The organism is Aureibaculum marinum (assembly GCF_003813905.1).
Taxonomy (GTDB): domain Bacteria; phylum Bacteroidota; class Bacteroidia; order Flavobacteriales; family Flavobacteriaceae; genus Aureibaculum; species Aureibaculum marinum.
Genome location: NZ_RPFJ01000002.1, coordinates 43,754 through 66,943, shown reverse-complemented (window position 1 = coordinate 66,943; position 23,190 = coordinate 43,754). Strand labels below are relative to the sequence as shown.

General features: G+C 29.2%; 20 protein-coding genes. 12 read left to right on the top strand and 8 right to left on the bottom strand.

Annotation, left to right across the window (positions count from 1 at the left end; all coding sequences use genetic code 11):
* Positions 1–81 precede the first annotated feature (81 nt).
* The 7 genes from EGM88_RS01115 to EGM88_RS01085 form a co-directional block, all read right to left on the bottom strand.
* A complete protein-coding gene (locus EGM88_RS01115) occupies positions 82–504 on the bottom strand; it encodes a VOC family protein (RefSeq protein WP_123896041.1) in 423 nt (140 codons plus the stop codon).
* Positions 505–507: 3 nt separating this feature from the next.
* Positions 508–876, bottom strand: a complete 369-nt coding sequence (locus tag EGM88_RS01110) for a cupin domain-containing protein (RefSeq protein ID WP_123896040.1) — start codon at positions 874–876, stop codon at positions 508–510.
* 25 nt (positions 877–901) lie between these two features.
* On the bottom strand, positions 902–1,198 hold the full coding sequence (locus EGM88_RS01105; RefSeq protein ID WP_123896039.1) for a chaperone modulator CbpM: 297 nt from the start codon (positions 1,196–1,198) through the stop codon (positions 902–904).
* Between the two features lie 2 nt (positions 1,199–1,200).
* Positions 1,201–2,097, bottom strand: coding sequence for a DnaJ C-terminal domain-containing protein (locus tag EGM88_RS01100; protein WP_123896038.1), 897 nt, complete (start codon positions 2,095–2,097; stop codon positions 1,201–1,203).
* Between the two features lie 215 nt (positions 2,098–2,312).
* Positions 2,313–2,984, bottom strand: a complete 672-nt coding sequence (locus EGM88_RS01095; protein WP_123896037.1) for an ABC transporter ATP-binding protein — start codon at positions 2,982–2,984, stop codon at positions 2,313–2,315.
* Positions 2,981–4,243, bottom strand: coding sequence for an ABC transporter permease (locus tag EGM88_RS01090; protein WP_123896036.1), 1,263 nt, complete (start codon positions 4,241–4,243; stop codon positions 2,981–2,983). The genes EGM88_RS01095 and EGM88_RS01090 overlap by 4 nt, the downstream gene beginning before the upstream one ends.
* Positions 4,240–5,346, bottom strand: a complete 1,107-nt coding sequence (locus tag EGM88_RS01085; protein WP_123896035.1) for an efflux RND transporter periplasmic adaptor subunit — start codon at positions 5,344–5,346, stop codon at positions 4,240–4,242. Before EGM88_RS01085 ends, EGM88_RS01090 begins: the two co-directional genes overlap by 4 nt.
* Before the next feature lie 128 nt (positions 5,347–5,474).
* On the opposite strand from EGM88_RS01085, the gene EGM88_RS01080 reads away from it, so the two are divergent.
* The 7 genes from EGM88_RS01080 to EGM88_RS01050 all read left to right on the top strand — a co-directional run bounded on the left by EGM88_RS01080 (position 5,475) and on the right by EGM88_RS01050 (position 14,067).
* The gene (locus tag EGM88_RS01080; protein WP_123896034.1) at positions 5,475–6,833 is read left to right on the top strand and encodes an MBL fold metallo-hydrolase RNA specificity domain-containing protein; all 1,359 of its coding nucleotides are present in this window, start codon (positions 5,475–5,477) and stop codon (positions 6,831–6,833) included.
* Positions 6,834–6,988: 155 nt separating this feature from the next.
* Complete coding sequence (gene argS, locus EGM88_RS01075) at positions 6,989–8,776, top strand: arginine--tRNA ligase (protein WP_123896033.1); 1,788 nt, start codon at positions 6,989–6,991, stop codon at positions 8,774–8,776.
* A 26-nt stretch (positions 8,777–8,802) separates the two neighbouring features.
* Positions 8,803–9,606, top strand: coding sequence for a Cof-type HAD-IIB family hydrolase (locus EGM88_RS01070; RefSeq protein ID WP_123896032.1), 804 nt, complete (start codon positions 8,803–8,805; stop codon positions 9,604–9,606).
* A 110-nt stretch (positions 9,607–9,716) separates the two neighbouring features.
* Positions 9,717–11,015 (top strand): DEAD/DEAH box helicase, encoded by a 1,299-nt coding sequence (locus EGM88_RS01065; protein ID WP_123896031.1) that lies wholly within the window; start codon positions 9,717–9,719, stop codon positions 11,013–11,015.
* Between the two features lie 17 nt (positions 11,016–11,032).
* A complete protein-coding gene (locus tag EGM88_RS01060) occupies positions 11,033–11,515 on the top strand; it encodes a CIA30 family protein (protein ID WP_123896030.1) in 483 nt (160 codons plus the stop codon).
* A 44-nt stretch (positions 11,516–11,559) separates the two neighbouring features.
* The gene (locus EGM88_RS01055; protein WP_123896029.1) at positions 11,560–12,243 is read left to right on the top strand and encodes an SGNH/GDSL hydrolase family protein; all 684 of its coding nucleotides are present in this window, start codon (positions 11,560–11,562) and stop codon (positions 12,241–12,243) included.
* Between the two features lie 225 nt (positions 12,244–12,468).
* Positions 12,469–14,067, top strand: coding sequence for a beta-N-acetylhexosaminidase (locus tag EGM88_RS01050; RefSeq protein WP_123896028.1), 1,599 nt, complete (start codon positions 12,469–12,471; stop codon positions 14,065–14,067).
* A 110-nt stretch (positions 14,068–14,177) separates the two neighbouring features.
* Here the strand turns inward: EGM88_RS01050 and EGM88_RS01045 are convergent, their stop codons facing one another.
* Positions 14,178–14,966: an XRE family transcriptional regulator gene (locus tag EGM88_RS01045; protein WP_123896027.1), complete on the bottom strand. Its 789-nt coding sequence runs from the start codon at positions 14,964–14,966 to the stop codon at positions 14,178–14,180.
* A 268-nt stretch (positions 14,967–15,234) separates the two neighbouring features.
* Here EGM88_RS01045 and EGM88_RS01040 point away from each other — a divergent pair, with 268 nt between their 5' ends.
* The 5 genes from EGM88_RS01040 (at position 15,235) to EGM88_RS01020 (ending at position 23,162) form a co-directional block, all read left to right on the top strand.
* Entirely contained in the window at positions 15,235–18,207 is a 2,973-nt protein-coding gene (locus EGM88_RS01040) for a DNA polymerase III subunit alpha (RefSeq protein WP_123896026.1), read from the top strand.
* The gene (dinB, locus tag EGM88_RS01035) at positions 18,207–19,424 is read left to right on the top strand and encodes a DNA polymerase IV (RefSeq protein WP_123896025.1); all 1,218 of its coding nucleotides are present in this window, start codon (positions 18,207–18,209) and stop codon (positions 19,422–19,424) included. The genes EGM88_RS01040 and dinB overlap by 1 nt, the downstream gene beginning before the upstream one ends.
* Positions 19,425–19,500: 76 nt before the next feature.
* Positions 19,501–21,306, top strand: a complete 1,806-nt coding sequence (locus EGM88_RS01030) for a TonB-dependent receptor (protein WP_123896024.1) — start codon at positions 19,501–19,503, stop codon at positions 21,304–21,306.
* Positions 21,307–21,410: 104 nt separating this feature from the next.
* Positions 21,411–22,523, top strand: a complete 1,113-nt coding sequence (locus EGM88_RS01025) for a serine hydrolase (protein WP_123896023.1) — start codon at positions 21,411–21,413, stop codon at positions 22,521–22,523.
* Positions 22,524–22,583: 60 nt separating this feature from the next.
* On the top strand, positions 22,584–23,162 hold the full coding sequence (locus EGM88_RS01020) for a peroxiredoxin-like family protein (RefSeq protein ID WP_123896022.1): 579 nt from the start codon (positions 22,584–22,586) through the stop codon (positions 23,160–23,162).
* Positions 23,163–23,190 lie beyond the last annotated feature (28 nt).

Sequence of the window (23,190 nt, the reverse complement as noted above, 5' to 3'; positions counted from 1 at the left end):
TTTGTTAAAAGTACTAATTATCTGTTGATTTTTAATGGGTTGCAAAAGAATTAGTAAATATTTAACCTAAATTAACAATTGTTATTTAGCAAATAATTGAGTTAGGTCTTTAAAGGCTTTAAATTCCAATGCATTACCTGCTGGATCTAAAAAAAATAAAGTGGCTTGTTCTCCTATTTCTCCTTCAAATCTAACATAAGGTTCAATAATAAAATCAACTTCTTTTGATTTTAAATTATTGGCAAATTCATGAAAGGTATTCCAGTCTAAAACTACACCATAATGTGGAACAGGAACATATTTACCGTCAACAGTATTAGTATGTAAACTATTTTTAGATTTTGGCTTGTAATGGATTACTAACTGATGTCCAAATAAATTAAAATCTACCCAATGGTCACTGCTTCGCCCTTCTTCACATCCAATTATTTCTTTATAAAACTTTCTACATTCTTCTAAATTATGCACAGGAATGGCAATATGAAACGGATTTATTTTTGACATATATTATTTTTTAGATTCTCTATTTACTAAATTTATTGAAAAAGCAGGGTTGCAAATGGCCAAGTATTCACAAGGAGTATCAAAAGGATTTGAGTATTGAACTCTTGTGTTTTTATTTATTTTAATAGACTGTCCAGATTCTAATATTATTTTTTCGTTTTCAATAATAAATTGTTTTTTGCCTTTTATAATATAAGTGTATTCGTCAAATTCAGGAGTTTGAAAAGGTTCTGACCATCTTGGAGGAGCAACCATATGAGCAATACTAATAGTTGAATTGCCATCGGATGCTAAACCAAAATGTTCTTCAATAAGTTTTCCATCATCTGTTGGAACTACAAAAGGTGATTTTTGGATTTTGTATGATTTCATAGGTTCAGCTTAATTCATAATAATATTAGTTGTTTTCATATAGACTCAGTCTATTGTTTAAGGTTGTAATTTCTTGTTGTAAAATTTCAACACGTTTTAATAATTTATTTATCACATCTAACCCTTCCATATTTATATCTAAATCAAAATGTAAACGCATTAATTTTTCAATATCACTAATTTGTTCCTTTGCTACACAGTGTCTTGATTCTACCTTTATAATTTCTACTAATTCATATTCATTTAACTTGTTTAAAAAAGATGTTGGCACATTGTAATAAGTGCAAAATTGTTCAATAGCTATATATTTTTCAGTGTCCATAGTTATCTAATTTTTTGGAGTTCTTTAAACAATTCTTTTTCTTTTAGAGATAAGTTTGTAGGCATTTTTATTTGATAAGTAATATATAAATCTCCAAACTGACCTTCTTTTTTATATTTAGGGAATCCTTTCCCCTTTAGTTTAACTTTTGTTCCGTTTTGAGTTTCTGGTTTTATTTTTAATTTTACTTTTCCGTTAAAAGTGTTAATGGTTATTTCGCCACCTAAAAGTGCAGTATATAAATCTAGATTTACATCAGTATAAAGATTGTCTTTGTCACGTCTAAAATTTGTATTGTTGTTAATTGCGAATTTGATATACAAATCACCATTAGGGCCACCATTTACACCTTTACTACCATGACCCTTAATTTTGATTATTTGTCCATTTTCTATTCCTGCAGGTATAGTAATTCTAATATTTTTACCATTTACTGTTAAAGTTCGTTTATGGGTAGTAAATACATCAGTAAGATTTAATTGCAACTCTGCATTAAAATCTTGTCCTCTAAATTTAACACGGCTACCACTATGTTGCTGTGATGAAGCACCACCAAACATAGATTCGAAAAAATCAGAAAAATCATGCTCAGAAAAACCTCCAGAATAGTGTTGATGAGAACTTCCCTGATATTGTTGTTGACGTTGCTGTTTGGCTTGTTCAAATTGATCTGCATGTTGCCAATCCTTGCCATATTCGTCATATTTTTTTCTGTTTTCAAGATTGCTTAAGACCTCATTAGCTTCGTTAATTTCTTTAAATTTTTTCTCTGCAATCTTATCATCTGGGTTCAAATCAGGGTGATATTTTCTAGCTAATTTTCTATAGGCTTTTTTTATTTCTTTTTCGGAAGCTGTTTTCGGAACTCCCAATATTTTATAATAATCTATAAATGCCATTTATTTAGATTTTTAATATTAATAATATTTATTTGGAGTTTCTACTAAGGTAGTAATTTCTCCTTTTAATACAATATGTTGTTTCTGTTTTTTTACCATTTTATTTAGTTCTCTGCAGAAATAGCATCGTGTTAAAATTATTTATTAAATATTGGATGGTTTTGCTCTTACTAAGTTAGAATGGAAGTGTACTATAATTTTTTTTGAAGGATAACTTAATTAATTATTTTACCATCTTCCATGGTAATGATTCTGTCTGTACGTTTTGCAAAATCATCATCGTGTGTTACAATTAATAATGATAAATTTTGTTTTTGACTCAATTCTTTAAAAATGTTAAAAATATTATCAGCATTTTTGCTATCTAAGTTTCCTGTAGGTTCATCTCCCATAATAATTGATGGGTTGTTAATCAAAGCCCTCGCAATGGCAACACGTTGTTTTTCACCACCAGATACTTGTGATGCTTTTTTGTTTTCCAAATGTTCAATTCCTAATTTTTTAAGGTTAATAAAAGCATCTTCTTTAATTTCTTCTAGTGTTTTTATTCCTAATTTTTTTGCAGGTAACATTACGTTTTCAATCACACTAAAATCACTAAGTAAATAATGGAACTGAAAAACAAAACCTATTTCTTTATTTCTGATAATTGATAGTTCTTTTTCTGTTTTACCTGTTATCAATTCATTATTTAAGTATAATTCGCCTTCATAATCAGTATCCATAGTTGATAAAATATATAATAATGTTGATTTTCCAGAACCTGATTTACCCATAATGGAAACAAACTTACCCTTGTCTATACTAAAGTTAATATCTTTTAATACATGAAAATCTACAGGCTTTCTAAAATACTTATCAATATTTTTGGCTTCTAATATTTTCATTGACCTCTTATTATTTTAACAGCATCTATTTTTTTTGCTTTTAAGGAAGGTAAATACCCTGCAAAAAAAGTAGAAATTAATGCGAATGCAATGCCTATAACATAATACCACCAACTAAACAGCACTGGAAAAGTTTTTAAACCCGGTATACCATCGGTTTGGAATGGTAATGTGCTAATAAAATATGAAATTGACCACCCGGCAACCATACCTATCACTCCTCCAATAAAACCTATAATTATGGCTTGAATTAAAAATATATACTGTACATCTGTACCTGAAAAACCAATGGCTTTGAGTATGGCAATGTCATTCATTTTTTCATAAATAAGCATGTTTAATATATTATAAATGCCAAAACCAGCTACAATTAATAAGGTAATTGATACGGCATAAGTAATTAAATTTCTAATACTAGACCCGGTTTCAAATTGTGCATTTGCTGTATTAATATCTAAAGCGTAAACATCAAATAATTGTGTTAGTTTTTTTGATATTTCTGGGGCAATATTTATATCATGTAGTTTTACATTAATGTTGGTAATATAATTTTCAGGCTTTGCCATCATTCGTTGTACTGTTTTTATTTTAGCAAAACTTTGTATATCATCAACTGCGGCCACACCGCTTTGATAAATACCAACAATTTTTAAAGGAAACACGTCACCACTTATAGTGCTTACTTGTATTTTATCGTTAACATTAACAGACATTTTACTAGCTGCCCCTGAGCCTAGAATTATACCGTTATCTAAATTTTGAAGTTCTTGTAATGAGCCTTTTAAAATATAATCATTTAAGTTAAACATCTCTGCTTCTTCTAACGGAATTATCCCAACAAGGTTCCCTGCAAGTTCTATAGATCCTGAAATGTAAAATATTTGGGCTTTTAGTTGAGGGATAGCTTTTTTTATGCGTTTATCTTTGTTAAGATAATTAATCATTGGCAAGGCATTATGGATTTTTTTTTGCGTAAACTTAGGCTTTATAGAATGTACTACATGTACATTGTTTTTAAATTTGTCAAACAATTCTATAGGTTGTTTTTTTGAAGGTTCAATCTCGTTATATATTTGTATATGAGGAGTTTGGTTTAGTATTACATCATCTAAAACTTGGTTTAATCCCGACATAAAACTCATTAATGTGATATATGCTCCAATGCCAAAAGTAACTCCTAGCATGGCAGTAATCGTCTGTTTTAGTCGGGTTACTAAATGTGTTTTTGAAATACTAAATATGACTTTCCATTGTATCATTCTTCAGGTTTATAGATGTATGTATTTTCATTTATACCAGATAGTATCTCTATAAATTCTAAATTTTGTAATCCAGGTTTCACTGTGATTAAACCATTCTGAGTTTTTACTTGGTTCCCGTTAATAAGGTAATTTTTTGGTATTGTAAGTACACTATCCTTTTTTGTGATTACAATATTGGCTTCGCCTGATAAACCAGGGTATAGAACTTTTGGTTGTTTGTCAAAAAGAGCTTCAACTATAAAAGTTTGGTTACGTTTATCCTTTTTTGGTAAAATTTTAGACACTTTACCAGTAAAGACACTATCGTTGTATGCGTCTAGTGTTAGTATTACTTTTTGATTTTTTGTCACCTTTACAATATCAACCTCGTCTACTAACATTTCAATAATAAAAAGTGTCTCACTGCCTAAAGAAGCAAGGGGTTCCATGCTATTTACAATTTCTCCTTGGTTTTTATTAATAGCATAAACTTTTCCATTAATTTTACTTTTAATGATAAAGTCTTTTGTATTGATAAGTGAACTCTGATAATTGTTTTGAGCTTGTTTTAATGTAGTCTGTAGCTCATTTTTTGTTCTATTGTATTTACTTTGTAATAGCTGTAAATTATTTTTAGAAAGCTGGTAGTTTAATTCTTTCGTATCATATTCTATTTTTGATCCTATATTCTGATTCCAAAGATTTTTTTGTCTGAAATAATTAATAGAATCGTTTTTGTATTTTAGTTTAGCAGCATTAATTTCATCTTGAATACTCATTAGAATAGCTGCATTACCTGAGTAATTTTTTTGAGCAAGATTTAATGATAATTGGGCATTCTTAGTGTTTAATTTTGGAGTATTGTTTATAATTGAAATTAACTGCTCCTCTTTTTTCACCAAGTCACCTTCTTCTACTAGAATTTTATCAATTATACCAGAAACGGCTGAATAGACTTGATAAAGGCTGTCAGGTTGAATAGTTATAGAAGTATAAACTGACTCTATTAAAGTTCTTTTTTTTGGTAAAATTTTATCTTGATCATCCTCACATGAAAATAATAAAATATTTGCCAAAAATAAGAGAATGTAAAATTGAGTATACCAAATTTTTTTAACCATAGGTCAGAGAATTTTTATGAATACCACTATAAATTTAATTAAAATATATTAGTAATTTACTGATATGTATCATTTTAAAAAACAAAATTAGTAGCTAATTTTAGCTTGTAATTTTAAAACTGTAAAAAATGAAACTAACGTTTTTAGGAGGTGCCGGAACAGTAACAGGTTCTAAAATTTTATTGGAAGTTGGTTATAAAAAAATATTGATTGACTGTGGATTATTTCAAGGGCTTAAAGAATTACGTTCAAAAAATAGAGAACCATTACCTATAAATCTCAATGATTTAAATGTCGTTTTATTAACGCATGCTCATTTAGATCATTCAGGGTATTTACCTGTATTAATAAAAAATGGATATAGCGGTAAAATTTATTGTACAGCAGCTACTAAAGATTTAACTGAAATCATATTATTAGATAGTGGAAAAATTCAAGAAGAGGAAGCTGAAAGAGCTAATAGACATGGTTATACCAAGCACAAACCTGCTAAACCATTATATACTATTGATGATGCAAAACAAACGTTATTACATTTTCAAACTTTTGATGAAAATAAATGGTATCCCATTGATGAAGAAATTAGATTTAAATTTTTAAATAGTGGGCATATTTTAGGAAGTGTTTTTATTGTGTTAGAGGTTAAAGGGAAAACAATAGTTTTTTCAGGAGATATTGGTAGAGAAAATCCAATTTTATTGCATCAATATAGTTATTTTCCGAAAGCAGATTATTTAATTATAGAGTCTACATACGGAAATAGAATTCATAAAAATGTATCTATAGAAAATGAATTGTTAAAATATATAAAACATACTTATTCTAAAGGAGGGGTATTGATGATTCCTACATTTTCTGTAGAAAGAGCTCAAGAAATTATTTATTTAATAAGTATACTAGAGCGTAAAAATAAATTGCCTAATATTCCTATATATTTAGATAGTCCAATGGGGGTTAATGCCACTGAGGTATATTTTAAGCATGCTAATAATCATACATTAAGTCCACAAGATATTAATAGTATGATTTCTACAGTACATCTTATAAGTCATGTCGATGCTTCTAAAGCGGTGGTGAATGACAATAACCCTAAAATTGTGTTAGCAGGAAGTGGCATGATTACTGGAGGGCGTATTTTGCATTATTTAGATAAATATGTTAGTGATAAAAAAAATAGTGTTTTAATAGTTGGTTATCAGGCAGAAGGAACAAGAGGTAGAGCTTTGTTAGCAGGTGATAATGAGATTAAATTTTTTGGGAAATATCATAAAATAAGAGCTGAAGTTTTTAAAATTAATGCTTTTTCTGGACATGCAGATCAGAATGAATTATTAAATTGGCTCAAACATATTATAAGTCCTCCAGTACTTACTTTTATTAATCACGGTGAGCCACATCAAAGCCAAGCCTTAAAAACTAAAATTAAAACAGAATTGGGATGGAAATCTACTGTAGCAAAAATGAACAAATCTTATTATTTGCAATAAAGTTAAAACATAAAAGGCGGTAATTGTGTCACTTTTAGTTTGTCGTTCTTATATTTTTAAATTTCTCTAACTTCTATAATATTAACATATTTACTATTAATAATAGTAAATCCTTTATGAATTCATTAATTTTGCCGTCTTAATTTTTTATTTCGATGAATATTCAAGATACTTTAGACAAAGCTATAAAAGATGGGTTGCAAGAAATTTATAATGTTGCAATAGAAAATGTTGAATTCCAAGCTACTAGAAAAGACTTTGAAGGTGATATTACCGTTGTTGTTTTTCCTTTTTTAAGAGTTATAAAAGGAAATCCTGTTGAAATAGGTACAAAATTAGGTACTTATCTAACAGAGAGTGTTCCTGAGATAACAAAATTTAATGTGGTAAAAGGTTTTTTAAATTTGGTATTAAGCGATAGCTATTTTCTTAGAAACTTCAAAAATATCTATCAAATAGAAAATTTTGGAATCATAGATGCTAAACCAAATGAAAAATCGGTTATGGTTGAGTATTCTTCGCCAAATACTAATAAACCACTGCATTTAGGTCATATAAGAAATAATTTATTAGGTTATTCAGTAGCGGAAATTATAAAAGCTTCAGGCAAAAAAGTTTATAAAACACAAATTATAAATGATAGAGGAATTCACATTTGTAAAAGTATGTTGGCTTGGCAAAAATGGGGAAACAGTGAAACCCCAGAAAGTACAAGTAAAAAAGGAGATAAGTTAGTTGGTGATTACTATGTAAAATTCGATCAAGAATATAAAAAAGAGATATTAGATTTAGTAGCCAAAGGTTTTACAGAAGATGAAGCTAAAAAACAAGCACCTCTTTTATTAGAAGCCCAACAAATGCTTCAAAAGTGGGAGGCTGGTGACTCAGATGTAGTTGATTTATGGAAAACTATGAATCAATGGGTTTATGATGGTTTTGAACAGACTTATAAGGATTTAGGAGTAGATTTTGATAAGAATTATTATGAAAGTAATACCTATTTGTTGGGTAAAGATATAGTTTCCGAAGGCTTAGAAAAAGGAATTTTCTTTAAAAAAGAAGATGGGTCTGTCTGGATAGATTTAACAGATGAGGGGCTTGATGAAAAAATAGTTTTACGTTCTGATGGTACCGCTGTATACATGACTCAAGATATTGGTACGGCTATACAGCGTATTAAAGATTATCCTGATGTTGGAGGTTTGGTATACACTGTTGGTAATGAACAAGATTATCATTTTAAAGTCCTTTTTCTAATTCTAAAAAAACTTGGGTTTGATTGGGCAAAAAACCTATATCATTTAAGTTATGGTATGGTAGATTTACCTTCAGGGAAAATGAAATCTCGTGAAGGAACTGTTGTAGATGCTGATGATTTACTTTTAGATATGACAAATACTGCTAGAGAAATTTCTGAAGAACTAGGTAAATTAGAAGGATATACTGATGGAGAAAAAGAAATTTTGTTTAAAACAATTGGTTTAGGAGCTTTAAAATATCATATTTTAAAAGTTGATCCTAAAAAACGAATTCTTTTTGATCCTAAAGAGTCTATAGATTTTCAAGGTAATACAGGACCCTTTATTCAATATGCTTATGCAAGAATTCAATCTATATTGCGTAAGGCAGACTTTAACTATGATGATTTGTCTATTATTCCAAGTAATTTAGATTTAGAAGACAAAGAAAAATCAGTTTTAAAACAGTTGGCTTTATTTCCAGAAATTGTACAACAAGCTGCAAATAATTACAGTCCTGCAGTTATTGCAAATTATACCTATGATTTGGTTAAAGAATACAATTCATTTTATCAAAGTATTCCAATTTTAGCTGCAGATGATGATAAGAAAAAAATGTTTAGGGTTCAGCTTTCCAAAAAAGTAGCAGTAGTAATTAAAGGTGCTTTTGGTTTATTGGGAATTGAAGTGCCAGAAAGAATGTAAAGGCATAAATAAAACTTCAATTTATAATGGATATAAAACTGATTTGTTCAGATATTGATGGTACTCTTTTAAATAAAGATAGAGAGTTGTCAAAAGCTACTATTGAGCAAGTAAAAAGACTATCTCACATCCCTTTTGTTTTAATTTCTTCACGTATGCCCCAGGCAATGACACATTTACAAGAACAATTGGGGATTGATAAATTATCGCTAATTGCATACAATGGAGGTTTAATTTTAAAAAATAATTCAGTTGTCGATTCTACCGTAATTTCTACTGATATTATGGGTAAACTTTATCAATTTACCAAGAATACAGAACTGCATTTTAGTTTGTATCATGGTTACGAATGGTATGTACCTAAGTTAGACTATTGGGCAAAAAGAGAAGCTAATAATACCAAAGTAAATCCAAATGTACAAGCTGTTGATTTTACCATTGATAAATGGGGAAAAGAAGGGAAGGGAGCTCATAAAATAATGATAATGGGTAATAAAGAAGAGCTAGATTCTGTTGTTGAGTTTATACATAGGTATTTTGACTCAGACATAATAGGATACAGATCTAAAGATACCTATTTAGAAATTGCTCCAAAATCTGTTTCTAAAAAAACAGCTCTTGAATTTTTATTAAATAGTCATTACACTGAGTTAACCTTAAAAAATGTAGTGGCTTTTGGTGATAATTATAATGATGTAGAAATGCTTAATGCAGTTGGTGTAAGTGTTGCTGTCTCTAACGCCATAGAAGAGGTTTTAGTTGTAAGTAATACAATAACAGATACTAATAAAAATGATGGTGTGGCTAAATTTCTTCGAGATTTTTTGTAGTTAGTTTTAACAAACTTCATATAAAGCTATTTGTAAATTGTTAATTAACAATAATAGCTTCATATTTCATCTATTTTAGAAACCTTACCTTTGTGCACTTATAAAAATATATGACATTTAAAGACTTAGGCATTGTTGAGCCAATTTTAAAAGCCTTAAACAAGAAAGGCTATTTACATCCAACACCTATACAAGAACAAGCAATTCCAATTTTACTAAAGGGAAAAGACCTCATGGGCTGTGCTCAAACAGGCACAGGGAAAACCGCAGCATTTGCTATTCCTATTATACAACATATTTATAATAGTAAGCAAAACGATAGACGCTCTAATAAAATTAAAGCACTTATTGTGACACCAACACGTGAACTGGCTATTCAAATTTTTGATAATTTTAAAATTTATGGAGAAAACACAAATATAAAATGCAATGTGATTTTTGGTGGTGTAAAGCAACATGCTCAAACAGCTTCACTTAAACAAGGTGTAGATGTTTTGGTTGCTACTCCAGGCAGATTGTTAGATTTGATGAATCAAGGTTTTATCAGTTTAAGAGACATTGAATATTTTGTGTTAGATGAGGCCGATCAAATGTTAGATATGGGGTTTATACATGATATAAAAAAGATACTAGCCAAATTGCCTCAAAAAAGACAATCACTTTTCTTTTCAGCTACTATGCCAAAAAGTATTGTAGAATTATCAAGAAAAATTTTAGGAGATTTTGATACGGTTACCATAAAACCAGAACAAGCAACAGCTGAAAAAGTAGAACAAGCAATTTATTTTATTCACAAAAAAGCTAAAATTAAATTACTGATACATTTATTAGAAACACAATCAGTAGATTCTACTTTAGTGTTTTCTAGAACGAAACATGGTGCTAATAAAATTGTAAAATTACTAGTTAAAGCAGGAATTTCTTCGGCAGCTATTCATGGTAATAAATCGCAAACAGCAAGAGTAAAAGCGTTGGAAGGTTTTAAAGAAGGTAAAATAAAAGTATTAGTAGCAACTGATATTGCTGCTAGAGGTATAGATATTGATGAGTTAGCATTAGTTGTTAACTACGATTTGCCTAATGTTTCAGAAACATACGTGCATAGAATTGGAAGAACAGGTCGTGCAAAAGCTAGTGGAGTTGCAGTTTCTTTTTGTGATCAAGAAGAAAGAGCATACCTTCGAGATATTGAAAAACTTATTAAACAGAAAATTCAAGTAATTGCAGACCATCCTTTTGTAGATTTTAAAGATGATAGTCTGCAAAGTAATGAAAAGTTAGGTCAATATTCTAAACCAAAAAAATCTTTTAATAAAAATAGAAACAGTAGGAATAGAAATAATAATAACAAAAGCAATAGTAACAATAATCATAAAAAACGTAGTCATTCCAATTCTCGGAATAGATAAGGCTATTTTAATTAGATATGTTAATTTTTGATTTTAACAAGAATAGTAACTTATCTCATTGGTTAATAACCAACGATGTAGTTATGGGAGGGCAATCTAACGGTCAATTTACTTTAGATAATCAAGGAAATGGTGTTTTTAAAGGAGAAGTATCTTTAGAAAATAATGGAGGATTTTCTTCCGTAAAGTATACATTTAAACAAAAATGTATTGAAGGATACACTGCTGTTGTTTTAAAAGTAAAAGGAGATGGAAAAGAATATCAAGTTCGAGTAAAATCTAATTCAAATCAAAGACATTCATACACTTATAAATTTGAAACTACTGGTAGTTGGCAAACTTTAAAAATTCCTTTGTTAGAATTTTATCCTGTTTTTAGAGGTAAAAAATTGTCGTTGCCTAACTTTTACGATACCAAGTTGGCTGAAATCACTTTTCTTATTGCAAATAAAAAAAAGGAATCTTTTGGGTTAAAAATCTCAAGTTTTAGTTTAGAATAGGTATTTATTTTCTAATTTAGATAAATTATTATTTTTAATAAATTATGAAAAAATCTATACTTTTATTGCTCATGTTTTCTATTTTTTCAAACACAAATATAAAGGCTCAAGATTGGCCAAATTTAAATAAATTTAAAAAAGCTAATGCTCTTTTGACGGCTCCCAATCAAGATGAAGATAGGGTTGTGTTTATGGGAAATTCAATAACAGAAGGTTGGCTATTACATGATAGTACTTTCTTCGATAATAAAAACTATATCAATAGAGGAATTAGTGGTCAAACAACCCCCCAAATGCTTCTTAGATTTAGAGCTGATGTTATTAATTTAAAACCTAAAGTGGTTGTTATTCTTGCTGGTACTAATGACATTGCTGGTAATACCGGACCTATGAGTTTTGAAATGATTATGGACAATATCATTTCTATGTGTGAGTTGGCAAAATCTAATGCAATTAAAGTTGTATTGTCATCAGTGCTACCCGCTTATGATTATCCATGGAGAAAAGGTTTAAAACCTAATGAAAAAATTCCTGAATTAAATAAACTTATTAAAAAATATGCTGATAAAAATAATATCGTGTATTTAGATTATTTTTCAGTTATGGTTGATCATAAAAACGGATTGCAATCAAAATTTACCTATGATGGTGTACACCCTAATAAGAAAGGGTATCAATTTATGGCTCCATTGGCAGAAGCTGCTATAAAAAAAGCTTTAAAAAATTAATTTGGAGCTGTAAAACTCTTTTTTTATTAGCTTCACAAAACACTAAATTATTTTTAGGATAAATGTGAGTTTTTTCTAATGTGATGATAATTAGAGGTAAAGAGATGCTAATTTAATCTCTATTTACTTTAAGTAATGTTATTCATTTTTTATAAATAGTTATTGAGTTAATAAGTGTTGTAATTTACATTTTTTAATTATTTTTAAGGCTTAAATCAATCCATTATGAAAACAAAAAATATATTCTTTCGTCTTTTTATTACTTGCATTGGGCTTATCTGTTTAACTTCTTGTGAGTTTAAAAAAAATGCTATTCCTAAAGATTTAGCAAAACAGCAAATTATACCCAAACCTGTTTCAGTGACGGCAACAGGGAGTTCGTTTGAAATTAACAGTAATACAACCATTCATTATCAAGATGAAGAACTGCAACCCATAGCTAATTATTTGGCAGAAATTTTACGTCCTGCCACGGGTTTTAAAATTCCAGTAAAAGTACTAAGTTCAAAACCATCATCAGATCACATTTTCTTATCATTATCGGATAGTATTGCTACTGACGAAGGTTACAAATTAGAAACAAAAGAAGATGGTGTTTTAATTAAAGCAAAGAAACCTGCAGGTGTGTTTTATGGAGTACAAACCTTACGCCAATTACTACCGGCAGCTATTGAAAAAGGAACAAAAATGACAGATACATTATTGGTTGCCACAGGAACTGTAATTGATAACCCTTCATACGGATATAGAGGAGCTATGTTAGATGTTTCTCGTCATTTTTTTGGTGTTGATGATGTAAAAAGAGTAATAGATTTACTTTCAATATATAAAATGAATAGATTGCATTTGCATCTTTCTGATGATCAAGGATGGCGAATAGAAATAAAATCATGGCCAAAACTTACAGAGATAGGTGGTAGTAGTGAAGTAGGTGGGGGTGAAGGTGGTTTTTATACACAAGAACAGTATAAAGATATTGTTAAATATGCTCAAGATCGTTTTATTACTATTGTTCCGGAAATTGATATGCCTGGTCATACCAATGCAGCTTTAGCTTCTTATCCTGAACTAAATTGTGATGGAAAAGCTCCAGAATTATACCATGGAACCAAAGTTGGTTTTAGTACCTTATGTATAGAAAAAGAGATTACTTATAAGTTTGTAGATGACGTTATTAGAGAGTTGGCAGCAATTACACCTGGTGAGTATATACATATTGGTGGTGACGAATCTCATGTAACTCCAATAAAAGATTACATTTATTTTATTAATAAAGCTCAGAAAATTGTAGAGAAACATGGGAAAAAAGTTCTTGGGTGGGATGAAATTGCTCATTCAGAGTTGTTACCAAATACCGTTGTACAATATTGGGCTAAAGGCGAAAATGCCTTGAAAGGTATTGAGAAAGGAGCCAAAGTATTAATGTCTCCATCAAAAAAGGCTTATTTAGATATGAAATATGATTCTATTACTAGAATAGGTCTTCATTGGGCTGCATATATTGAGGTTGACGATGCTTATGATTGGAATTTGGAGACTTACGAAGAAGGGATATCAAAAGAAAATATAATTGGTGTAGAAGGACCATTATGGACAGAAACTGTAGAAAATATGGATGACATAGAATATTTGATTTTTCCAAGAGTATTAGGTCTAGCAGAAATTGGATGGACACCAACTAATCAAAGAAATTGGGAAGAGTATAAAGTTAGACTTGGAAACCATAAGGATAGATTAGAAGCTTTAGATATAAATTATTACCCTTCTAAACTTGTGCCTTGGAAATCTATGGCTAATCAAAAAATAGATAGTATTTCTAAATAAAATAAATAATATATTACGAAGTATTGAAAACCAAGATAGTGATTACTATCTTGGTTTTTTAGTTAAAAAAACATGTACAATACTTTTTTAGAAAAACTATTTGTAGCTTGTTAAGGAGCTAAATCATTAAAATTTGAAATAGATTTTAATTCTACTTTTAACTCTTGAAACATGTTTATAATACTGCTTAACTTTAGCTCTTCTTTGCTGTATTCTTGAGTATTAATACAACAAGTAAATTGCCATAATTCTAATACATCTTCTATTTTAACTTCATAGGGTGCATATTTTTTATTATCAGAATATAAAAGTAAACTTTTACGGTCTTTAATTCTATTATATACCCTTTTATAAACCAGTCCGTCTTCTTTTGTTAATACAACATAAGTGCGACCATCTTTTACATCGTTAATATCTTCAATAAATTTAGCAACAATAAAAGAACCGTCTTTTACAGGTAGCATAGAGTCTCCTTTTATAGGAAAAGCCCTGTGTGTGCCTGTAGGTAGAAAAGGCAATTTAATTTTTTGTAACTGTTCTATATATTCAGGGTCTGCATAACCGTTTAAATATCCTGCTGTTGTTTCGGTAGGAATAATTTCTATTAAATCTTCATTTTTCTCATTAACGGTAATAGGAAATAATACACGTTTATTACCAACCTCAATAAATGAAGTTTCTTTAGCTAAACTTAAATTGTTTTTAATTAAAATATCTATAGGTATTTCAAAATAGGCAGAGAGTTCAATTAACTTATCAATAGGAGGTTCAGATCTGCCTTCTTCATAAGAGCCCACCATAGATCTTGTCCATTTTAACTCTTCTGCAAAATGCTCTTGAGAAAATCCTTTTAATTTTCTTAAATGCCGAATGTTAGTTTGGATGTATTTGTTAGACATAGAATTTTAAAAATGTAAATGTTATTGTTTTATAATCAGTTGTTTAAGTTGTGAAAATATTTTTTTAAACATGAGTAATTTGTCCAGTTTTTGTCACTTATTCGCTTGTTTTTATAGTAAAAACAGTAAAATACTGCGTGTATCGGTATTGTTCTTTTTTGCCCTCTAATCTCTTATCGTATTTATAGTGTTAATTTAACTTTTGCTACAAATATAAGCAATAAAAACTTCTAATTGTAGTTAAATTTGTCAAAAATAATTTCTGATTGTGTATATTAATTGTCATACATATTATAGCCTTAGATATGGTACTATTAGTCCTAAAGATTTACTTGCTTTAGCTAATGCAAATAATTTACAGACAATTGCTTTAACGGATATTAATACTACCTCTGCTTGCTTAAGTTTTGTTCGTTTGTCATCAGAATATAATATTAAACCTGTACTTGGAGTAGATTTTAGAAATGGAGCACAGCAAGAATTTATAATGTTAGCAAAAAATAATAAAGGCTATCAACAGATTAATACTTACCTCTCTACTTTTTTACATGATAAAGCTCTTAAAATTCCCAAATACGCTAAGTTTATTAAAGATAGCTTTGTTATTTATCCTTTTGAAAAAGCTAAAAATTATAAGTTGAAAAAGAATGAATATTTAGGTGTTAAGCCTAAAGATTTAAATTCTTTAAAATTTTTAGAGAGGACACATAAACGTGAAAAATTAGTAATATTACATACAGTTTCTTTTCAAAATAAAAAGGCATTTAATACTCATCGTTTATTAAGGGCTATAGATAATAATACTTTGTTAAGTAAGCTCCCTTTAAGTGAGCAAGGTTGTGAAACAGATCAAATTTTATCTGCAGATACATTAAAAACAATCTATGCTGATTATCCAGAATTAATTGAAAATACCCAGAAACTCTTAGGTAATTGTACTATTGATTTTGATTTTTCTCACAAAGTTCCTAATAATCAAAGAACGTATACTAATAATGAAAATTTAGATTATCGTTTGTTAGAAAAACTCACTTATCAAGGATTAGAGTATCGTTATAAAAATCCAAATAAAGCGGTTTATAAAAGAATTGAAAAGGAATTGAATATAATTAAACAAAAAGGATTTGTTTCTTATTTTTTAATCAATTGGAAAATTTTAAAATATGCTCGAAGTAAAGGTTATTTTTATGTAGGTCGTGGCAGTGGAGCCAATAGTATTGTAGCTTATCTTTTAAGAATTACGGATGTTGATCCTGTAGAATTGGATTTGTATTTTGAACGATTTATTAATCTTTATCGTAAAAATCCACCTGATTTTGATATTGATTTTTCTTGGACAGACCGAGATGATATTACGGAGTTTATTTTTAAACGATTTAAAAATACAGCTCTTATTGCTGTTTATAATACTTTTAAATTCAAGGCTTCTGTCCGAGAGCTGGGAAAAGTTTTTGGTCTGCCAAAATCGGAAATAGATGTGTTAACTATAGGTGAATTTAATTTCAATAGGTTAGATAGGCTTTCGCAATTGGTAATTACCTACAGTAAATACATTCAAGGATTTCCTAATTATTTAGGTATACATGCAGGTGGTATTTTAATTTCTGAAAAACCAATTCATTATTATGGGGCTACTTTTTTTCCTCCTAAAGGATTTGCCACTACACAGTTTGATATGGTAGTTGCCGAAGATATCGGCTTGTATAAATTTGATATTTTAAGCCAGCGAGGATTAGGTAAAATTAAGGATGCCGTCGAAATTGTAAAGCACAATCATCCCGAAAAAGAAGCTATTGATATTCACGATATAAAACGCTTTAAAGAAGATCAACGTATAAAATACTTACTTAAAAATGCAAAAGCTATTGGTTGTTTTTATGTAGAGTCTCCTGCAATGAGGATGTTATTGAAAAAGTTACAGGTAGATAATTATTTAGGATTGGTTGCTGCAAGTTCTGTAATACGACCAGGAGTGGCAAAATCAGGGATGATGCGAGAATATATTTTGCGATATAGAAATCCAGAACGAAGAAAAGATGCACACCCTGTTTTATTAGATATTATGCCAGAAACCTATGGAGTTATGGTTTATCAGGAAGATGTCATTAAAGTAGCTCATTATTTTGGGAAGTTAAGTTTAGGTGAATCAGATATGTTAAGAAGAGGAATGTCAGGTAAATTCCGTTCTAGAGACGAATTTTTAAAAGTAAAGCAACAATTTTTTAACAATTGTAAAGCTAGTGGTAAACCAGCCACTTTGGTAGCTGAAATCTGGCGACAAATAGAAAGTTTTGCGGGGTATGCTTTTGCTAAAGGACATTCTGCTTCATATGCTGTAGAAAGCTATCAAAGCTTGTTTTTAAAAGCCTATTATCCTATTGAATATATGGTAGCTACCTTAAATAATGGTGGTGGTTTTTATAGTGTAGAATTGTATATCCATGAAGCCAGAATGCACGGTGCCATTGTTGAAGCTCCGTGTATTAATACCAGTAAAAATAAAACAATTGTAATAGGTAAAACAATTTATTTAGGTTTTGGGTTTTTACGAGATTTGGAATCTAATACAATAAAAAAAATTCTTGTAGAGCGAGAAAAAAATGGGATATTTAAAAGTTTAGACAATTTTATAGACCGTGTGTTTATCTCCATAGATCAAATTTCTATTTTAATAAAAATTAATGCTTTTCGATTTACAAAAATTAATAAACGTGAATTACTATGGCAGGCTCATTTAAAAATAAAGAAAGAGTCATTGCAAGAAAAGATTATTACTTTATTTAAAACGGAGTATATTTCTTATAAAACTCCAGAATTAAAAAGTACAGAGTTAGAAAATGCTTTTGATCAACTTGAATTATTAGGATTTCCACTATGTAATCCTTTTAAATTATTGATAAAACCTCAATATAATAATTCAAGAGCTAAACATTTACCATTTTATAAAAATAAAATAGTAGCTATTGAAGGGTATTTAATTACAGTAAAAAAGACAAGAACTTCTAATGGAAAAGCTATGTATTTTGGTACATTTTTAGATAGGGATGGAGATTTTATTGATACGGTTCATTTTCCTCCTATAGCAGCAAAATATCCTTTCAGAGGAAAGGGTATTTATGCTATAACAGGAAAAGTATTAGAAGAATTTGACTGTATTAATATTGAAGTTATTTCTATGCATAGATTGGCTATTATTGAAGATCCTAGATACTCAGATAAACCAAAATTAATTAAAATGTGATGCAAAAAAATAGAGCTATTGTGCATATGGATTTAGATACTTTTTTTGTGTCTTGTGAACGTTTATTAGATAGTAGACTAGAGGGAAAACCTGTATTAATAGGAGGTACTTCAGATAGAGGTGTTGTAGCGTCTTGTAGTTATGAAGCAAGAAAATTTGGTGTCCACTCAGCAATGCCTATGCGTATGGCAAAAAAAATATGTCCCGAAGCAATAATACTAAGAGGGAATTCAGGAATTTACACTAAGTTTTCCCAAAATGTAACAGAGGTTATTAAAGAAACTGTACCACTTTATGAAAAAAGTTCTATTGACGAATTTTATATTGACCTTACCGGAATGGATAAATTTTTTGGATGCCATCAATTGGCTAGTGAATTAAGGCAACGTATTATTAAAGAAACCGGTTTGCCTATTTCCTTTGGAATGTCAATAAATAAAACAGTATCAAAAGTAGCTACTGGAGAAGCAAAACCTAATAATCAAATTCAGGTTTCAAAAGGAAATGAAAAGTCTTTTTTAGCCCCATTATCCGTTCGAAAAATACCAATGGTGGGAGAAGTAACTTACAAATCTTTATGTGATTTAGGAATTAAGCGTATTGTAAATGTTCAAGAAATGCCCATGCAACTTATGTATAAGGTTTTGGGTAAGAATGGATTAAGTATTTGGAAAAAAGCGAATGGAATTGATAACAGTCCAGTAGTGCAATACCAAGAGCGAAAATCTATATCTACAGAACGTACCTTTGATAGAGATACAACAGATATTCAAAAACTAAGAAGTATTATTGTTGCCATGACCGAAAATTTAGCATATCAATTGAGACGCGGTCATAAATTAACGGCTTGTGTAACCTTTAAAATTCGGTATTCAGATTTTCAAACGTATACACAACAGAAAAGGATTCCATATAGTTCTTTAGATAGTTCTATTTTACCTGTAGTTTTAGATTTGTTTAAAAAGTTGTACAACAGAAGGTTGTTAGTACGATTAATAGGGGTTAAATTTAGCCATTTGGTTGAAGGAGGACATCAAATTAATTTGTTTGAAGATGATGAGAAATTGATAAATTTAAGTGTTGCTATAGATAAAATGCGAGAACGTTATGGAGAGCGTGCTGTTATTAGTGCAAGTGGTATGGAAGCTAAAAGTATTAGTAGGTGGAATCCTTTTACAGGAGAGCCACCTCCTTTATTACCTAATAGAAGAATGTAGTACTCTAATTAGAAGGTAAAGGTTTAATGTTGGTAATCATAATTGTCTATATTTGCCGCAACAAAAAAAAGAAAGAATGTTTTTAAAAAAAACAGTCCCCTTACTAGTGTTTTTGTACTTTATAAGTGCTTTAAGTACAGCACAAAACGATACTGTACAACTAAAAGAGGTAATCGTTTCTACAAATAGAATATCAATACCATATTTTAAAACTTCAAGAACTTTAAATCTTATTACAGCAAAAGAAATTAAAAATTCAACAGCAACTACTATTGTTGATGTTTTACAACAAATTGCGGGAATTGATATAAGACAACGAGGTGTAGATGGTACACAATCTGATTTGTACATTAGAGGTGGTAGTTTTGATCAAACACTTATTTTAATTGATGGTATAAAAATGGACGATGCTCAAACAGGGCATCATACCATGAATGCAATGGTGTCTTTAGATAATATAGAACGTATTGAAGTTATTAAAGGGCCTGCAGCTAGAGTTTTTGGGCAAAATGCATTTGCTGGAGCAATAAATATTGTAACAAAAAAAATAAAGTCAGATGCTTTAATAGCATCAGCAAGCTATGGCTCTTACGAAAATTTGAAAATATCAGCAGGCTATGCAAAAGTATTTGAAAATGGAGGTGTACAAATCCATGCTCAAAAACAAAAGTCTGACGGATATAGAGTCAATTCTGATTTTGATAACACTTCCGTATTTTTAAAGTCTAATATAAAAAATTACAACTTCTTAGTTTCTTTAAGTGAACGAAAATTTGGTGCAGAAAATTTTTACACATCAAATCCTGATTGGAAAGAATATGAAGAAACACAGACAAGTTTATTTGCTATATCAACAAAATACTACACTAAAAATTTAATTATAAAACCAAGAATTTATTGGCGTAGAAATCAAGATATGTTTTTGTTAAAACGTTTTGATCCTAGTTTTTTTAGAAATTTGCATATTTCAAATAAAATTGCAGCTGAAACAAATTTTGAACTGACCTCAAAACTAGGAAAAACAGGTTTTGGATTAGATTTAAATAAAGTATTTTTATCGAGTAATAATTTAGGTAACCACAACAGGTTAATGCTTACATCTTTTTTAGAACATCGCATTCAAATAGGTAATAAATTGGATGTAACACCTGGTCTTGCATTTACGTATTTTTCTGATTTTGATGCTCAGTTATTTCCAGGATTAGATGTTGGTTTTTCACTATCAGATTACATTAAAGTTTATGGAAATATAGGGTATACTTATAGAATACCTACCTTTACAGATTTGTACTATTCTGATCCAGGAACGGAAGGTAATGCAAATTTAGAACCAGAGTCTGCTTTGTCAGAAGAAATAGGATTTAAGTATACAACTACAAAACTCCAATTTAATCTTGCCTTTTTTAATAGATCTTCTGATAATTTAATTGATTATACCAAAGAAAATGAAGCTGATAAATGGAAAGCTCAAAATTTTAGCAAGGTCAATACCAAAGGTTTTGAAACTTCAATAAATTATAAATTCAAAATAGGTAGTTATAATCAATATGCAAAACTTGGTTATAATTTTATTGATGATGATATAAAACAAGTTGATGTTGCTTTTACTAGGTATGGTCTTAATAGTTTAAAACATCAACTTACATCAAGTATACATACTCAGTTTTTACCTTATTTAGATCAAAGTTTAAGTTTTAGATTTGTAGAAAGAACAAATGGAGAAACTTATAATTTAGTTGATGCAAAAGTTAGAGTAAAATTCAATAAATTAGAAATTACTGCAAATGCCAATAATATTTTTAACACAGAATATATAGAACAAGGGTTGGTTCCAATGCCAAAAGGTAATTTTATGTTTGGCGTGTTGTATAATTTTCTTTAAATTTTAAACTATTCCAATAGTATTGTGAATTTTACCATTATAATAGATAATCTGTTATTTACATCTTTTTTTAATTTGTATATTTACAGAAAGCCTTACTCCCTATGAGATTTTTGCTATTGTTAGTATTTGTGTTTAGCGTATCCTGTTCGCAGGCTCCATTAAATCCACTTGACAAAGCTCTAAGTTCTAAAAATGACAAAATAAGAAGGGTCATGGATAGCTTAGAACAACATGAAGTCCAAATTTTATTTACAGAAGTAAGCAAAGGTATTTCAAAAGAGCCTACATTTAAAGATTATCAATTTCAGGTTAATGATAGTAATTATTTTTATCCTGCAAGTACAGTAAAATTTCCCATTGCAATTTTAGCTTTAGAAAAACTTAATGAGGATAATCGTTTTGATAGAACTACTAATTTTTTTGTAGAAGGTGACTCTTTAACTACAACTTTTGCATCAGAGATTAAAAAAATATTTGCGGTAAGTGATAATCAGTCCAGTAATCGATTATTTGAATATTTAGGGCAAAATGAAATTAATAATCGCCTTAAAAGTAAAGGGATAAAAGCTCGTATTTCTCATAGATTATCAACACCAAATTCTGATGAATTGACTACAAAATCATTAATATTTTATATAAATGATAGTACTACAACGCCTACACAGCCTATAGTAAATAACTCTTTGCAAAAATTAACAATTAATAAGTTAAAAAAAGGGAAAGGCTATATGGATGAAGGTGAGTTAATTAATGAGCCAATGGACTTTTCTTTAAAAAACTATTTGCCGCTAACTTCATTACATAATATAATGAAGCAGTTGATTTTTCCTGACATATATCCTAAACATAAGCAGTTTCATTTAACAGAAAGTGATAGGACATTTTTGATGGAAATGATGAATATTTCTCCTAGAAAAGCAGGTTATAATAGTGATGAATATTATGATAGTTATGTGAAGTTTTTAGTGTTTGGAGACGATAAAGAACCTATACCTGATTATATTAAAATTTATAATAAAATAGGATATGCATACGGTTACTTAACCGATTGTGCTTATATAAAAAATAATAAAACTAATAAAGAGTATATAATTACTGCAACCGTTCATACCAATAAAAATAGTATTTATAATGATGGTGTTTATGAAACGGAAACAATTGGCATTCCTTTTTTAGCAGAATTAGGAAGGCAATTGGTAGATATGGATGAATAAATTATTTTTTTTGTAAGTCTTATTTTCTTTTACGTCTATTATAGAAATATAAACTTACATATGAAAAAAATTACAATAGTACTTACATTATTAGTTTCAATGAACACCTTTGCTCAAATTAATTCTGAGCATTTAGAAATAGGTGATGACGCTCCGATAATTACTGGAGTTGATCAATTTGACAACAAAATTAATTCTACCGATCTTTTAAAGGACAACAAAATTATCCTTATTTTTTATAGAGGAAATTGGTGTCCTCATTGTAGAAAACATTTAAAAACATTAGAAGAAAACTTAGATGCTTTAACAGAGAAAGGATATGCTATAGTTGTGGTAACTCCAGAAAAAGTTGAAAAAACAAAGGAAACCACTAAAAAATTAGGCAGCACTTTTTCTATTTTACATGATGTGGATAATTCAATAATGAATAATTATAAAGTTGCATTTGAAGTTAATGAAAAAAGTGTTCCAAATTATTTCAGTGCTACCCAAAAAAAATTAGCTGAGTATAATATCGAAAATAATAATGTATTACCTGTACCAGCAACATATATTATAGACAAAACAGGTAAAATAGAATTTGTACATTACGATCCAGACTATTCTAAGCGATTTGATGTTACTGAGTTGTTAGACTAATTGAGGTAAATTACTCAAAGGAAGTTTT